Source organism: Bradyrhizobium sp. SOJA106, assembly GCF_059448745.1.
Genome location: NZ_CM182549.1, coordinates 1498606 through 1514607 on the forward strand (window position 1 = coordinate 1498606; position 16002 = coordinate 1514607).

The 16002-nt window shown below is 58.4% G+C and carries 14 protein-coding genes; 12 read left to right on the plus strand and 2 right to left on the minus strand.

Features of this window, described 5'->3' with window-relative positions:
* Window positions 1-16: 16 nt before the first annotated feature.
* The 9 genes from AC5V87_RS06940 to AC5V87_RS06980 all read left to right on the plus strand — a co-directional run bounded on the left by AC5V87_RS06940 (window position 17) and on the right by AC5V87_RS06980 (window position 10098).
* Window positions 17-1402, plus strand: coding sequence for an ABC transporter substrate-binding protein (locus tag AC5V87_RS06940; RefSeq protein ID WP_495370394.1), 1386 nt, complete (start codon window positions 17-19; stop codon window positions 1400-1402).
* Window positions 1403-1471: 69 nt separating this feature from the next.
* Window positions 1472-2281 carry a carbohydrate ABC transporter permease gene (locus AC5V87_RS06945; RefSeq protein ID WP_495370395.1) on the plus strand — a complete coding sequence of 270 codons (810 nt, stop codon included), beginning with the start codon at window positions 1472-1474 and terminating at the stop codon, window positions 2279-2281.
* 42 nt (window positions 2282-2323) lie between these two features.
* Entirely contained in the window at window positions 2324-3424 is a 1101-nt protein-coding gene (locus tag AC5V87_RS06950) for an IS4 family transposase (protein ID WP_456836948.1), read from the plus strand.
* A 364-nt stretch (window positions 3425-3788) separates the two neighbouring features.
* The gene (locus AC5V87_RS06955) at window positions 3789-4649 is read left to right on the plus strand and encodes a carbohydrate ABC transporter permease (protein WP_495370396.1); all 861 of its coding nucleotides are present in this window, start codon (window positions 3789-3791) and stop codon (window positions 4647-4649) included.
* 14 nt (window positions 4650-4663) lie between these two features.
* Complete coding sequence (locus AC5V87_RS06960; protein ID WP_495371842.1) at window positions 4664-5587, plus strand: ribokinase; 924 nt, start codon at window positions 4664-4666, stop codon at window positions 5585-5587.
* Window positions 5584-6354, plus strand: a complete 771-nt coding sequence (locus AC5V87_RS06965) for an SDR family NAD(P)-dependent oxidoreductase (protein ID WP_495370397.1) — start codon at window positions 5584-5586, stop codon at window positions 6352-6354. Before AC5V87_RS06960 ends, AC5V87_RS06965 begins: the two co-directional genes overlap by 4 nt.
* Window positions 6347-7174: an HAD-IIA family hydrolase gene (locus AC5V87_RS06970; RefSeq protein WP_495370398.1), complete on the plus strand. Its 828-nt coding sequence runs from the start codon at window positions 6347-6349 to the stop codon at window positions 7172-7174. Before AC5V87_RS06965 ends, AC5V87_RS06970 begins: the two co-directional genes overlap by 8 nt.
* Window positions 7174-8286, plus strand: a complete 1113-nt coding sequence (locus tag AC5V87_RS06975) for an ABC transporter ATP-binding protein (protein WP_495370399.1) — start codon at window positions 7174-7176, stop codon at window positions 8284-8286. Before AC5V87_RS06970 ends, AC5V87_RS06975 begins: the two co-directional genes overlap by 1 nt.
* A gap of 36 nt (window positions 8287-8322) precedes the next feature.
* Complete coding sequence (locus tag AC5V87_RS06980) at window positions 8323-10098, plus strand: phosphoenolpyruvate hydrolase family protein (protein WP_495370400.1); 1776 nt, start codon at window positions 8323-8325, stop codon at window positions 10096-10098.
* A 4-nt stretch (window positions 10099-10102) separates the two neighbouring features.
* Here the strand turns inward: AC5V87_RS06980 and AC5V87_RS06985 are convergent, their stop codons facing one another.
* Window positions 10103-10654 carry a hypothetical protein gene (locus AC5V87_RS06985; protein ID WP_495370401.1) on the minus strand — a complete coding sequence of 184 codons (552 nt, stop codon included), beginning with the start codon at window positions 10652-10654 and terminating at the stop codon, window positions 10103-10105.
* Window positions 10655-11580: 926 nt separating this feature from the next.
* Between AC5V87_RS06985 and AC5V87_RS06990 the strand changes: the two genes are divergently transcribed.
* Complete coding sequence (locus AC5V87_RS06990) at window positions 11581-12000, plus strand: hypothetical protein (RefSeq protein ID WP_495370402.1); 420 nt, start codon at window positions 11581-11583, stop codon at window positions 11998-12000.
* 392 nt (window positions 12001-12392) lie between these two features.
* On the opposite strand, the gene AC5V87_RS06995 is transcribed toward AC5V87_RS06990, so the two are convergent.
* Window positions 12393-13706, minus strand: coding sequence for a DUF2130 domain-containing protein (locus AC5V87_RS06995; RefSeq protein ID WP_495370403.1), 1314 nt, complete (start codon window positions 13704-13706; stop codon window positions 12393-12395).
* Between the two features lie 424 nt (window positions 13707-14130).
* Here AC5V87_RS06995 and AC5V87_RS07000 point away from each other — a divergent pair, with 424 nt between their 5' ends.
* A complete protein-coding gene (locus AC5V87_RS07000) occupies window positions 14131-14472 on the plus strand; it encodes a helix-turn-helix transcriptional regulator (protein WP_091963993.1) in 342 nt (113 codons plus the stop codon).
* Entirely contained in the window at window positions 14462-15805 is a 1344-nt protein-coding gene (locus AC5V87_RS07005) for a type II toxin-antitoxin system HipA family toxin (protein ID WP_495370404.1), read from the plus strand. The genes AC5V87_RS07000 and AC5V87_RS07005 overlap by 11 nt, the downstream gene beginning before the upstream one ends.
* The last annotated feature ends 197 nt before the right edge of the window (window positions 15806-16002 follow it).

The window sequence follows — 16002 nt, forward strand, 5'->3', positions numbered from 1 at the left end:
CCCAGAGGAGGGACTAATGCCAAGGACGCTAGCCGCTTTGCGCGGCCATTCGGCTCATTTTGTCAAAACCGCTCTGGTTTGCTCAACTCTCTTGGCCGGTGCGGCCGCATCTTTCGCCCAGGCCAAAGCGCAGGATATCAACTGGCGCCAGTTCGAGGGCTCTTCGATCGTGTGGGCTTACGACATCCATCCGTATGCTGACGCCGTTGCAGCACAGCTGCCTGAGTTCGAGAAGCTAACAGGCATCAAGGTGACACCCGAGCTTTATCCGGACGACGCCTACTGGAATAAGCTGACCATCCAGCTGAGCACAAAGTCGCCCTCGTGGGACGTCGTCGGCACGGGGATTCAGCCAGCTTGGGATCTCGCGCCCGGTCAACTGCTCGAGCCACTCGACCGCTATCTAAGCGACCCCAAGCTCACCTCGGCAAGCTATGACTACCAGGACTTCTTCCCCGCATTGCGCGACGCGCTGACTTGGCAAGTCAAAGGCGGGCAAATCGAAGCAGGCCGGGGTCAAGTGTGGGCTATCCCGCACGGGTTCGAAAACATCCAATTATTCTACCGCAAAGACATTCTGGACAAGCACGGTATCAAGGTTCCGGAAACCCCGCCGGAAATGTCCGCGGCTTGCGAGAAGCTGAAATCTGCGGATCCGGCGATCACACCTCTGGGCGTGCGGGGAGTCCGCTTTTGGAGCAGCATCCACACGGCCGCAATCTCGATTGCCAAGTCTTACGGTGTGCACGACTTCGTCGCCAAGGACGGCAAATTAGAAACTGGTCTCGATTCGGCTGAGTCGGTCGCCTTCCACAAGGACTATGTGGAGATGATCAAGAAGTGCGCTGCTCCATCCTTTGCCAACGACAACTGGTATCAGGTGGTCGATGGCATCAATTCGGGTCGGACAGCGATGGCGATCGATTCCAACATGTTTGGGTTCTGGAACGATGTCGCCGGCAAGCCCGCTTCTGGCAAGATTGCATTCGCTCCCCCTCTGCGCGCTCCGAATGGCAAGAATTTCGAATCGAACATCTGGATCTGGTCCCTGGCCATGAATGCGGCCTCTCAGAAAAAGGGCGCAGCTTGGCTGTTCATCCAGTGGGCGACGTCAAAGCAGGTCGAGCTCAACGGTGCCGTCGCCGGGAAGCTCGTCAACTCTCCGCGCGCCTCGACCTGGAGCGACAAGGTTTGGCTCGACTACGCGGCGCAACCGGAATTCACGAACTTCGTGGATACCTTCAAAATCGTGCAGGACAGGGCTGCATTGGCCTTTACGCCGCGCGCAGGATTTGCCGAGGCAATGAACGCCTGGGCAGTCGCCATGCAGAAAATGGTCAACGGCGCGGACGTGAAGGCGACTTTGACCGACCTCGCCTCCGAGATCCGCTCCTCCATGTAACGCGGTTTGGGGGGCGGCATAAGGGTTTGCCGCCCCCAGCAGGCCCGACTATCTTTTGAGAAGTGAGCGATGGACCTTCAAGGCATCGACGCAATCGTGACGCTACAATCATCGGCAGACCAGCTGGCCTCGTCCAAAAACGAGCAGGCGCAAAAGGCCGAGCAGAATGCTCTTGACTGGTGGAGCCTTGCTGCGATTGCCCCCGCAATCATCATCCTGCTTGGTTTTCTTTTTCTTTTTTTCTATGGGGTGTTTCAATCACTCACCGATCTTAAGTTTGGCCGTCCCGTGGTTCGCTTCATTGGAGTGACCAACTATGAAGTGGCAATCAAGAGCCAAGATTTCTGGAATAGCGTGCGGGCGACTATGGCGTATGCCTGCTCCGCCGTGCTCGCCGAAGCGTTCTTTGGGCTTGCGCTCGCCAAATTGTTCGCAAGTGGGGTGTTCCTTGCCCGGCTGATGCGGCCCGTCATTCTCCTTCCTCTGGTTCTGCCGCCAATGAGCGTCGCCTTGATGTGGACCACAATGATGGATCCGCAGAATGGGATCCTGAACTATTTGCTTTCGCTCGTTGGGATCGGACGGTTCGCATGGATTTCGGACGCCAGCACGGCGATGTTCTCACTGGTTCTCATCGACATATGGACTTACACACCATTTTTTGCGCTCATCATCTTCGCCGGCTTGCAGGGCATCAACGATGAGGTCAGAGAAGCCGCACGGGTCAATGGAGCGGGGCATTGGGCAACGTTCCTCCATATCGAGCTTCCCCTCATCGCACCGTACATCCTGATCGCCGCGGTATTTCGGCTCATCGAATCCCTCAATCAGTTCGATATCGTCTTCGGAACAACACAGGGCGGCCCGCATAGGCGTTAAGTTTATTCTTGAGTGTTGGAATCACACGTGATTCCAAGGGGCATGGCAGACGAATCGCTTCTAAATGAGGACTGGACGAGAGTGGTTGCGCAGCTGGGTGGGGCTGAGCAGCTTGAGATAAGCGCGCGCCAGACGAAGGCTTTCGCGCGGCGGCGCCAAATTCCAGACGCGGTGGCGTTGCTTCGGCTGATGCTGGCCTATTGTTTAGGGGAAAGAGGATTGAGATCGACAGCTGCGTGGGCGGCTTCTGTTGGCCTTGCGGACCTCAGCAGCGTGGCGTTGTTCTATCGCCTGCGTCAATGTGGCGATTGGTTTGCAGTGCTGGTGGAGAGCTTGCTCGATGCGGCAGCGCCGAAGGCGAGCCGAGGCCGCCTGATCCGCATCGTCGATGCGACGACAGTACCTCAGGCCGGGCCGACTGCCCGCAGGAGCAGTGAGCTTTGGCGGCTTCATAGTGCATTTGATCTGCCAAGTGAGCGCTTTGGTCACTTCGAGCTAACGGATCAGCAAGAGGGCGAAACGTTTGACCGGATACCAGTAGTCAAGAACGAGATCCGCATTGCTGACCGCGCTTATCTGCAACCTGACCGCATCGCGGCTGTCCGCGCGGCTGGTGCCGACGTTCTGATCCGAGCAGGCTGGAAGAACGCGCGCTGGCTTGATGCCCAAGGCCTTCCATTCGATCTGATGGCCCAATTGCGTGCGGCAAAGGCACGCGGACTGATCGATCGGAGGATTTGGATCAAACGCAAGGACGGGGCGCCTCTGGCTATGCGTCTGGTTGCGGTCAAGAAGCCCACCGGTGCGGCCGCGGCTTCGCGTCGTAAAGCTCGGCGAGACGCACGAGACGAAAACCGCATCATCTCCAAAGGGACTCTGGAAGCCGCGGATTGGGTCATTCTGGTCACGTCGCTCGCACGGGACGAGTTCTCCGCCAAGGATGTGCTTGCACTCTATCGACTGCGATGGCGGATCGAACTTGGCTTCAAGCGACTGAAAAGCCTGATTGGTCTCAAGACACCGCCTGGAACTGATCAGCGTTCGGCGAAGCCCTACCTGCTGGCTCACCTCTTGATTATCCTGCTGCTCGAGCCGCTTGTCCGCGACTTCGAGGACTCTCCCCACTGGAAGCAGGCCGCCTGACGACACCTGGCGGTTGGCGTATCTTGCAACAACTCGTTGCATCCTTGCTGCAAGCAATCATTCCACAACCAACCATCCGCCGCTTGCGCCGCAGTAAGCGAGCGCTCGGGCGGCACCTGCGCGAGCCTCCCCGAAAACGTCAATATCAATCAATGCTTGCGCTACCTTAACGCCTATGGGGCGGCCCGGGCGACAGTACCTCGGTGCTTTCGGTTCGCGCCTACATCACGGCCTTTCAAAATCTCGCCTTCGGGCGTGGTGCCGCGCTCATGGTTGTCAATTGGATGATCGTGCTTCTCGCGACCTTTGCCATAGTGAGATTGTGGCGGTTGCTCCGTCAGCGCGTAAGCTAGAGGAGGCTCACATGCGTTTCAATCGCTCAACGCCTGCAAGCTTGTTCCTTAACCTGCTGATTGTTGCTTGTACACTGATCCTGACATTTCCGTTGGTCTGGATCGTGATGATGTCGCTGAAGCAGCAGGCCGAGGTCATGACGTGGCCGCCGCGCTTTATCTTCACTCCAACATTTGAAAACTTCCGCGTTTTGTTCGATGCCGCCCACGCCGGGGCAACAAGCTACGGCACCATCAAGGTTGATTTCTTGACACCGGTCACCAATAGCGTCGTCATCTCGCTTGGTGCGGTGCTCGTATCGCTCGTTGCCGGGGTACCGGCAGGCTACGTCCTGGCGAGGCGTGATATCCCTATGAAGGAGGACATCGCATTCTTCATTCTGGGCTTCCGCTTCGCGCCGGCTCTCCTTGTCGTCATACCGCTGTTCAGCGTGTTTCAGACAGTCGGCCTTTATGACACCTATTTCGGTATGATCTGGGTCTATCAAGTCGTCACGCTGCCAATGATCATTTGGCTGAGCCGTTCATATATCGAGGACATCCCAAAGGACATTGAGGAGGCGGCCGCCATGGATGGCGCAAAGCCATTGCGGGTTGTCTGGCACATCGTTCTTCCGCTTCTAAAGCCCGGCTTGATAGGCGCCTCTTTGCTTATCTTTCTGCTCGCGTGGCACAACTTCGCGCTCGGCCTGATCCTCAGTTCGACGAAAGCGCCAGTCACGGTCGCCCTCCTCAAGCTGCTCAATCCGGGCGTTCAGTTCTATCCGGTGATGGCTGCGGGTCTGGTGGTGACCATGATTGTGCCGATCGTCCTGATTATCCTTGGCCAGCGTCATCTCGAACGTGGTCTTACCTTCGGGGCCGTGAAATGAGCCCCAGACCATTGATGTTCTTCGGAACGACCAATCTCGACCTCTGCTTCAACGTCGAGCGGCTTCCAACGCCGGGTGAAAGCCTGATGGGAAGCTTAAAGCGGAATGCGGGAGGCAAGGGCGCCAATCAGGCGGTCGCCGCCGCTCGATTGGGCCTTCGGCCGAGCTTCTACACCCGGCTTGGCGATGATGACGCCGGTCGATCGTTGCTGCAAGCGCTGCGTGAGGCAGGTGTCCGTCTCGATGCCATTGCGGTATGTCCAGGGGAGATATCGGGGTCTGCTCTCGTCCTGGTCGGCGACGACGGCTCCAACATCATTGTCATAGACCCGGGAGCCAATGCAAATGTCACACCAAGCATGGTCGAAAAGGCGGCCGAATTCATTGAGCGGGACGCAATCGTCGTTGCCGAGATGGGCATGCCCGTCCCCGCGCTCAATCACCTCTTTGCAATGAAGAGCAGCAAAGGATTTGAGCTCATTTTCAATCCGGCCCCTGTGAGGGCAGGCCTGTCCGCGGCGGCGTGGAGGAGTGTCGATTTCCTCACTCCAAACCAGACGGAAGCTTTCGAGCTCACCGGTGTCGAGGTGCACGACTTCGACAGCGCAGCTCATGCGGCCGGAAAGCTTCTCGATCTCGGGCCGAGAGCTGCCCTGATCACGCTTGGTGCGCAGGGGGCCTACTACACCGATGCCAGCGCGTCTTTTGCGCTCAGGGCATTTCCTGTGAAGGTCGTTGATACGACCGCCGCTGGCGATGCCTTTAATGGAGCCTTCGCAGCCTCTCTTGCCCACCGGTTGCCGATACGAGAAGCGATCAAAAAGGCGCTCGCGGTTGCCGCCTTATGTGTGACGCGACGCGGCGCCCAAAGCTCGATGCCCAGCAGTGGGGCCGTCGACGAATTCTTAAATTCTCAAACGATCTTGGAGTTGGAATGACCGAACAGTTCTCAGTTGCAGACAGGACCGTGCTCGTGACCGGTGCGGGTGGGGGCATTGGCTCAGCCATTGCCAATGCTTTCCGTCAAGGCGGTGCAAACGTCCTGGCAACCGACGTAAATGTGGAAAACCTTCGGGACATTCTGACGCGCTTGCCGCACGGCAATGGCATCCTGCCGATGAGCATGGATGTGTCACGAGAAGATGATGTCGACAGGGTGCTTGATGAGATCGCCCAGCGCTTCGGCAGGCTCGACGTCTTGATCAACAACGCCGGAATAAAGTCGGCTCAGCCGCTTCTGACCGGCGATTCCGATAGAATCGAAAAGACCATACAGATCAACTCCGTTGCGGTGCTTCGCTGTGCGAAGCTAGCGATCGAGCGCTTCATGAAGAGCAAGGGCGGCCGCATCGTCAATGTCGGGTCCTCGTTGTCATCTCAAGGCGCGGTTTTCAACTACCAGGCTGGCGGCGCTGATTATTGCTTGTCAAAGGCCATTGTGCACGACGTGACAAAGCTGCTCGCCTATGAATGCGCTCCGCTCAAGATCAACGTCAACGCGATTGCACCCGGGATCATCGATACCCCCATGCACGGGCGTCCGCGGGAGGAGACCGAAGCGCGCCACAGTGGCCGAATTCCGCTGGGCCGGGTCGGATTGCCCGAGGATATCGCAGGCCTCGCCGTGTTCCTGGCCAGCCCCGCGGCCTCCTACATGACCGGGCAGATCGTCCATGTGAATGGCGGGATGCTGATGCATGGTTAGCACCGGCTCAAACGTGAACTGGCCGCCAATAGAAGGGATCATCTCGGACCTGGATGGCGTGATCTATCGTGGCAGCACCGCAATCGCGGATGCGATAGAAGCATTTACGCGATGGCAGGAAGCCGGCGTGCCGTTCTGTTTCGTGACGAACAATTCCACGCATACCCCCGAGGACGTCGTCCGCAAGCTGAGAGAATTTGGTCTTTCCATCGCACCGTCAAAGGTCGTTACAAGCGCCATCACCGCCGCAGAGCTCATTCGAGCGAATTATCCGCAGCTGACGCGAATCTATGTCATCGGCGCTCCCTCGCTTGTCACGGCCATGCGCGATGTTGGGCTGGAGGTCACTGACCGAACGCCTGAAGCCGTTGTGATGGGGCTTGACCGGGATATCACGCACGAGAAGATGCGAATTGCCGTTGAGGCGATCCTCAATGGCGCTCTCTTCATCGGAACCAATCCCGATCTTCTGCTGCCGACGGCCAGCGGCTTCGAGCCTGGGGCTGGTGCGACGATTGCAGCTGTGGCTGCCGCTACGCAAGTGCAGCCTACGATCGTCGGAAAGCCGCAAGGGCCGATGATAGAGACAGCGCTCTCACGCGTTGGTACGAACCGCGGCTCGACCATTATGATCGGCGACCAAGTTGCTACGGATATTCAAGCTGGACAGAGGGCGGGCCTTGTCACGGTGCTTGTTACAACCGGCGTGCCGACGCGTCAGGATCCGTCCTTGATGGCCCCCGACTTCATCGTATCGAGCTTGCGCGAAATTGAGGTAAGTGCTGCCCGCGCGGCCGAGGTGCGACAGAGGAGGGCATAATGGCCAATGTTCGCCTGGACGGCCTGAAGAAGGCCTATGGGACCATCGAGATCCTGCGTAATATCGACCTGACCATCGCTCACGGCGAGTTTGTCGTCTTCGTTGGTCCGTCCGGGTCAGGCAAATCCACGCTTCTGCGCATGATTGGCGGGCTCGAGCCCATCAGCGGTGGGCGGCTCCTCATCGACAATGAGCTCGTCAACGACGTCGATGCGGCCGATCGCAACCTCGGCATGGTCTTTCAGAGTTACGCTCTCTATCCGCATATGACGGTGAGAGAGAACCTGGCCTTTCCCCTGCGCATGGCCAAAGCCTCGAAAGCGGAGATCGCCGCCAAGATAGCCACAACAGCGGCGCTATTGCAGATCGACCATCTATTGGATCGCAAGCCTCGACAACTTTCAGGCGGGCAACGCCAGCGCGTCGCAATCGGGCGGGCCATCATGCGAGAACCAAAAGTGTTTCTGTTCGATGAGCCCCTGTCCAACCTCGACACCGAGTTGCGCGTGCAAATGCGGGTTCAGATCGCCAAGTTGCACAAGCAGCTCGGAAATACCATGATCTATGTGACGCATGACCAGGTCGAGGCGATGACCATGGCTGACAAGATCGTCGTCCTCAAGGACGGCAACATCGAACAGGTCGGCAGCCCCCACGATCTATATCACAATCCGGCCTCGCGCTTTGTGGCAGGATTCATCGGCTCGCCGAAGATGAATTTCCTGGGCGGCAAGGTCGAGGCAGCTCACGAGCATGGCCTGGACGTCCGATTGGACGCCGGTTCTACAATCTCCGTTCCGGTCCAGCCGGACCAAATGCTAATTGGCAAGCCGGTCACTGTCGGAATTCGCCCGGATGACTTCTCCTCACCGGCACCCGAGCAGCAGGAGATTTCTATTGGCCTCGAGGTGGATTTCGTTGAGCATCTCGGAAGTGTCACGTACATCTACGGTAACGTTGGAGACGAAACGGTCGTCGCCAGGGCACCAAAATCCGGCTCGCGCAAAGGCGCCGGAAAGCTTACCCTCACCGCCGCTCCAGCCGATTGCCACTTGTTCATGAGCAACGGAAAGGCGGTTCGGCGGTTGCAAGCGCCTGCGACTTGGAGCTAGTCTCGACGTCGAGCCGTGCGATGATGCCGGCTCCGGATGGACACGCGGACCACTGAGGTGAAGGCAGCCGGCATCAGGCAGTTCTTCCGGAATTCCCGTTCGTTTGTCCTTGGTGCGGGGATCGGATCGGGCATGACGGCCAGGGCCGCGGAGCGGGCGGGCGCCGATTTCGTGCTCGCACTCAATGCTGGCCGTTTTCGTGCCATGGGCGGGGCCTCGCCCGCCTCGATTCTTCCAATCCGCAATAGTAACGAGTTCGTAGCGGGGTTCGGACGGACCGAGATCCTGCCAAATACGAAACTGCCGGTCTTCTTCGGCACCTGTACATTCGACCCCGAGCTTAATCTGGATCGATGGCTCGACCGGATCATCAAATGGGGATTTGCTGGCGTGACCAACTTCCCTTCGGTCATACACATCGATGATGACCGCAGGTCGTTGCTCGAGAAGTCCGGCCTTGGCTATTCCCGGGAGATTGAGCTCCTTGTGAAGGCTGCAAAACGCGGCCTGATGACGATTGCCTATACTCGCACTCAATCTGAAGCGCGTCGAATGGTCGAAGCCGGCGCCGAGGCCATTTGCATCAATTTCAATCTAAACCGCGCGGTTGAAAGCGGGGCCGATCCATCGATCAGCCTGTCTGAACTTGCAGCGCGTACGAATGCCGTTGCGCGCGTTGCTCAATCCGTCAATAAGAGCACCATCTGCTTGCTTGGGGGCGGCCCGATCACAAAGCCGGACGAGCTCCTGGACATCTGCCGCGAAACCGGAATCCAAGGGTTCATCGGAGGCTCTTCGCTGGACCGCGTGCCTCTGGAGATGTCGGTTCTCGAGGTGACGTCGGGCTTCAAGACCATCCACCTGTTGCGCGAGAAGGTGGATCTGCTCGAAAGGAAGCTGCAGTTGAGTGGCTTTAGGCACGGCGTCATCGCGCAGTCCTCGGCAATGAAGCGCGTCCTCGAGATGGCCAAACGCGTTGCGGCAACCCCCAGCCCAGTCCTCATCTGGGGCGAGACCGGCTCCGGCAAGCGTAGAATAGCAAGCCTGGTTCACGCGTTCAGCGAGCGCAGGCACGCCAAGGCGACGCTGTTTCATTGCCGACCCGGTCCGGCGATGGATACACTCGGCCCGTTTTTCGGCGCCGAGCGGCTTGAGAGTGGCAGACGCCAATTGTCGCTGCTGGAGGCATCGAGCGACGGCGCCGTCTTGCTGCTGCATGTTGACCAGCTTTCGCGCGAAGGCCAGGAGCGCCTTGCCGATTACCTGGAGACAGGCGGGTTTACCCCTCTGAACGGGGTAACTGTCATGCGCTCCCACGCCCGGATCATTGCGACCGCGACGGTGGCCCGAGGCGCTGGCCTTGAAACGGTTCTGTGCGCGCGGCTTCTCGACCTTTTTACCGGGTTGGATGTCCAGTTACCTTCGCTACCCGACAGGCTTGAAGATCTGCCGCAACTCGTTCAACACTTCACCGTCGAAGCCAAAGGAGATTCCAGCGCCCAGACGCTCACGATAGAAAACTCTGCATTCCTTGCGCTCGCCGGGCACGACTGGCCAGGCAATTTGCGCGAGTTGCGGCAGATCGTGAACCAGCTCGTGACCCTGCCATCAAGTCACATCACCGGTGAGGTGCTAAAGCCGTTGTTGCAGCCCCCTTCAGGCGCACGGCCCGCGGCCTCCCTGTCCGAGCGGGACTGGATTATCGAGGGCCTGAAGAGAAACCGGCTTCACCGCGGCAAGACTGCTCGCTCTCTCGGGCTTTCGCGCAAAACCCTCTACAACAAAATCAAGAAACTACGGATCCTCGAATAAGGCCTCATGCCCGTCGAAGCGGCTGCTTGGCCGTGGAGGCCTGCTCCAGAGAGAACTTCGGTACCGACGACGATCCATGAGAGCCAAGGCTTATGAGCCTGATGTCCGATCCAATCGGCAGCGCAAGCGCCTCGGGTCGCAGATAGACGGACCCATCCAGTTGCGAACCTAGCCGTTGCTCCGCGGCTGTTATCTTTGCCTCGTCCTCCCCGACAAACAGGACTTTGAACCCTCGGCTTGCAAACCACTCCATACGGCGAAGCTCGAGCTCCTGAGCGCGATCGAGCGGCACTCCTGCCGGTGTCCGTTCAATCATGGAGGCAGGCGGAAAGTTCGTCACTCCGGTCATCCTTGCACCTTCCAACAAATCACCAAGATCTTCCCAGCATGCAAACGGGTCGATCATGACGATCGCCGCATAGCAGGAAGAGGGCACTTTGGGCCCCGCTTGCAAGTCCCGCAGGAGACAGTCGTTCCAGTCGATGACGGGAAGCGTGGCCATGACCAGCATGGCGTTCTGTGGAAGGGTCCGCAGTGACGGCGCATAGATCGTCATCTGATCACCGCGAGACGAGGAGAGACTTGCGGCAAGGCGACCTAAGACGTTGGCTCTCACGGTTTCTACCCAACCCTACCCAATTGATGCTTCCGCCGATCTTACACGCCGCTTCATCCAGGTCTAGACCACGACGTCGATCGTTATCGGAGCATCGCACTGCTTTCTTTTGCGCAGGAGCCAGGTTCGGCCGGGAAGGGATGGTCGTCGGCGCCGTTTCCTCCTGGCTGCTTAACTGGGCTCTCCGCGCCCGTCCTGAGTGCCGGATGCGATTTGCTGCAGGGTACTGAGCGAGCTCCGCTCGCGATGAAAGAGGGCCCGTGAAGCGTCTCGGGTAAAGAAATTTCGGGCGAACTATCTGTGCCCTACGGATCCGCTAGCAGACCGGCTCGTCTGCTTCCTCCCTGACTGGCGCCGCTGCTGGAAAACTCCAGCAGCGGCATCTTTTTGACTCGGAGCGCGCCTCGCCGCGCGCTCGGGAACTGGTGTCGCGGAATTGGACGTCCTTGCGATCATGCGGGCGGCTTAATCCATCAAAGATCCGCCAGCTACGCTTGCCCCGGTCGGTTCATGGGAGGCGGCTTCCAATCCACACGGTGGCGCTCAATCACCTCGTTTCGGAACTGCTGTACCTCATCGGGCGCCTTCATCGAAACGCAGAGGGCCCCGTCAGGTCGCTCCATCGCGAGGGATCCTTTCGATGATGCGGCAGGCCCCGGCACGCTCTTGGCTGGCTAAGGACCTCGGACGCTAATATCCCCAATGAGCCTACCATGTGTGTTAGTTCAATGGGTTATCGTAGCCATAGCCTTGGGGTGTTCGCCTAAGATCCGCACCTGGAGGTCGGTGCCAGCGGCCCAGTTTGGGCTGAAGCGGTTCGGGATGCTCGGATTGGATCCGGCGGCTCTGAAGAGACGTTCCAAGAGATGTTTCCGAATCTCGCCGAACGCAAAGAGGCACCCCTCGCCAGTCTGAAGTGGATCATTCTCTCGATTTCGGAGGCCTGGACCGGCGGCTATGCCGTACGTAGATTTCTGCTCACGGTCGAATTCGTTTCAACACCACGCCCGCGCCGATCGGCCTCTGAGGCCGAAAAGCAAATCCGAATAGCCGCTTCATTTCAAGCTGGATCGGCTGATTATGCCCTGTATCGTGTTCGCATGAGAGAAACTTATTCCCATATCCAGCGCGAGCTTGAAAAATTGTTCGACGGCTTCGTGCTTGGGAATGCGGTGCCGTCGGCAAATTGCGATCGCCTTCTTCGCAAGATCGATCCCATCGCTCCCGCTGACCCACTCGGGATTGTCGACTTCCCGTTCGAATTCGGAAATTACCCCGGTCGGTAATTCGCATCCGTGCAGAAAATATCTAAGATACGGCTTGAAGTGAGGGTGCTCGAAGATCTCTTCACCTCTGGTGCCGTTTCTTTCGAAAAGGCTTTGCCGAGACCCCTTCAGGTGGCCTGGCTTGTACTTGGGATCCGTGAAAAAACTGACGCGATGCTGAGGTATCGCCCCACGATCGATGAGAGATTTCATCAGCGCCAAAATCGGTGCGCGATTGCTTTGGTAGACTGCGTGTGGATCGATCGCACGGGCAAGTCATCCCGAAGATCAATCTTACTCAGAAGCTCTTGTTCTTCGGGTGTTAAAGCAATGTGGTACCTGTTCATGCGGTTGTTTTGGGGCACGCCCAACTCTCCGTTCGACTAAGGCGAATGGCGGGGATCGATATGCGCTTATCCTACTTTCCAGTCAGGTTGGCCTGCGGCTTCCAACATTGGGACCTCTAGACTGGGAATCTCCGGCATCGCCTTGCCGGCAATCGCTTGCAGGTCACCAACCATGCCGACGGTCGATTCGATCACGGCCAATATTTGCGTTTCGCGCTTGGCCCACTGCCTTCCCAAGAATTTGCGCTCCTTATCCAAATCCTCGCGCATTTCGTTAAACTTCTCGACCACGGCATCCACCCGTTGGCGGAATTTTGTGCCGGTCAGGTATTGGTAGACCTGCTCCATCTTGGTCTGCTGTCCCTGTTGAACCATGCGCGAACTGTTGACGTCGATAAGTCCCTGGCGGAGAGCCACTGCAACCGGGAGCGCACATCGCGGATGAGCAACCCAGATGCCGTCGATGAGATCGAAATGCTCTACATGCTTTGGTAGAGCCAGTGAGACGATAAGCGCCACGTCCGCGCCACAGCGGCGTTGATCATCGCGAAGTTTTGCAAGCCAGCCGTCGCTCCATGCCTTAGTCCGCTTCGACTCCCATAGGATGATGCCGGCGGGTTGACTGATCGAGCCGTTCACCTGCTGCATCACGTCGGCACCGAGCTCACCCTTACCGACAGGCTCAATCAGATCTGTGGGAAACCTTCCCCGGAGCAACTCCTCCAGCTCAAGTTCGAGAACCTCACCTTGCGACTGTTGCGAACCTTGCTCGGCCTTGCGCTTCAACTCTTCGATCGTGCGGGCCATGGACTCGATTGTTTGGTCCTTTTCCGCAACGCGCAAGCGCGCGGCTTCGTCGGCATCCTGCCTTGCCTTAGTCTGGATTTCCCCGAGGGATGCGTGCACGCGTTTTTCTATGGTTAAGTCGAGCTCCCGCTTTTCCTCTTCGAGCGCTCGTTGTTGTCGCATCAACTCGGCTTGTTGCTTCTGGGCCTCGGCCAGCTTGAGGTTGTTGTTGGCCAAGCTGGCCCTTAGCTCTGCAGCCTCCGCTTCCTTCGCTTGTAGCTCAGCGGCAGCCGCCTCGCGCGCCTTCCTTCCCTCGCTAGAGGCAAGTTGCGCCCTCTCTATCGCCAATCGTTGTGCGACCCGGTCTTCAAGTTGCTCGCGTTCCCTCGTAAGTTGCTCGCGTTCCAGCCGCAGCGCCTCGACTTTTCGAGCCAACTCGGCGTCCTTGCTCGCCAGCTGTTCCTGAAAGCGCTGACGCGTTTCCGCGAGCAGCGGAGCAGCCAATGATTCCGTCAGGTGGATCTCGTGATTGCAGTTGGGGCATTGCAAGGTCGGTTCAGTTGAAGCGCCGGCTGCGATTGCTTTAAAGTTCATGAACTTCCCCATTCCGACCGGTCCCGATTGAAAATCATCCAAGTGCGGTTGGGCCGTCTGCGGCGGCGATGTCTACATGCTGTTTGCCGGTCGCCGCCCTTTTCCACGCAATCCGCACTTTTGAGGCGGGCAGAAATCGCCCGCTCTTTGGCAAAGAACTGGCTTTGCCGCATTGAGCGAGGTTGAAAGGGCAGTCTTCGATGTTCCTGTTATGTACTCGCGAGGCCGCCGTCGCGGGCCCATGTTGAGGCGCAAGGTGCACACGGGTAATTCTAGCCTTTAGGGAAGTTTTGGCGTATTAAGGCGCCAATATGTGGATTTGCGGTAGCTTAAGGCGCCAAGTAGTTGACACAGCCGAGAGGAGTGATATATTTCTTGGTGCCGTAAGGCGCCAATAAGCCATTTAAGGGAGCCTTAAGACGCCATGCCTCCTCGCAGTCAGTTTATCAGCGCACCACCCTCTGCCGTTCAGGAAGCGATCAAGCGCTTGGGCAACAATCTCCGGACCGCGCGCCTGCGCCGCAACCTGAGCCATACAGAGCTGGCAACTAAGCTGGGCGTAGATCGGCACGTCATCGCCGATGCTGAGAACGGAAAACTGAGCACCAGTGCCGGCGTGTATCTCGGCATGCTGTGGGCAATGAATCTTCTCCCGTCTCTTGCCGACGTTGCCAACCCGAAGAACGATGAGGAGGGGCTCGCTCTAAGCGGCCTCGATGAGCGCGAGCGTGCGCGACAGGGGGGGGGACCAAGCAATGCCTTCTGAGGAATGTTTCGTCTATATCACGCTGCCAGGCCAGACAGAACCGGTTACGGCCGGGCGGTATCAGCTTGACACGACACGCCAAGGTGCCGCCGTTGGACAATTCGTCTATGGCCGCAGCTACCTCGAGCGAAAGGATCGCGTCGAGTTCGATCCGGTCGAGCTCAAGATTCAAGTTCCGCCATTCCGGACAACGAAGCTGCGGGGCAATTTTGGCGCGTTGCGCGACAGCTCTCCGGACGCCTGGGGACGCAAGCTGATCGAAACTCGTTTGGGCAATCCGTCGCCGAGCGAAATTCAATATCTGCTCAATTCACCCGACGATCGCGCCGGCGCTTTGGGTTTTGGTCTCAACGTGCAACCGCCGGCACCTGTTCGCACGTTCAACAAGACGGTGGACTTGGCGCGTTTAATCGAAGTAGCCGACCAGATCGTTGCCGCCGAGAAGGATCCAGCAGCAGCAGCACCAGCAGGTGCTGACGCTGAACAGGCAGAGGCGTTGATGCGCGCGGGCACTTCGATGGGGGGCGCGCGGCCGAAGGCTACTGTCGAGGACGAGGGTGCGCTTTGGCTCGCGAAATTCCCCCACCGCGACGATCGATGGAATAACCCTCGGGTCGAGCACGCTATGCTGACCCTTGCTCGCGGGTGCGGGATCTCGTGCGCAGAGAGCCAGATGACCACGATCGGCGATAAAGATGTCGTCCTGATTAAACGGTTCGATCGGAATAAGGCGGAGAAGGGTTACCACCGCAGCAGGATGGTGAGCGCCTTGACGCTGCTCGATGCCGATGACACGCCTGATACTGTCGATAAGCGTCGAAGATGGTCATATCTCCTGCTGGCTGACGAAATTCGGCGAGCCGCATCCGGAACTCAGTCGAAAGATCTGCCAGAGCTGTTTCGGCGGGTGTGCTTTAACGCTCTCATCTCCAATACCGACGATCATCCACGTAACCACGCCATCTTGGCAAAGGACCAAGCGTGGTCTCTATCACCGGCATACGACCTCACCCCGAACCCGATGATTGCCTTGGAGCGCCGGGACCTGGCGATGGCGTTTGGCAACTGGGGGCGTTACGCCAACCGGCTCAATTTGCTCTCGCAGAGCGAACGTTTCCTCTTATCAAAAGAAGAGGCAACGGCAATCGTAGACGGCATGAAAGCGACCATTGGGGAGTCCTGGTATAGGGTCTGCCGACAGGTTGGCGTCAGCGAGCGTGACTGCGAATTGATCCGTAGCGCGTTCGTTTACGAAGGCTTCGGTTACGATTTGGCGGATCCGACGATCGCAACCGACGACGCCGAAGAGCTGCCAACGACCCGTCCGCGTTAAAACGAACGGGAAATCTGCCGAAGCGCGATGATCGCGCGCTCACAGGCGGTCGCCACAAGGCGCCAACCGACGGTGGACAAGACATCTAGGTCGCTAGTCGTGAGCGTGGCCGGAGGAACGCCGCAGATGCCCGATAATATCTGAATAGCGGCCAGCTTTTTCGACGCGTCGGACCAACTGCGCCAGGATCGGTAGCT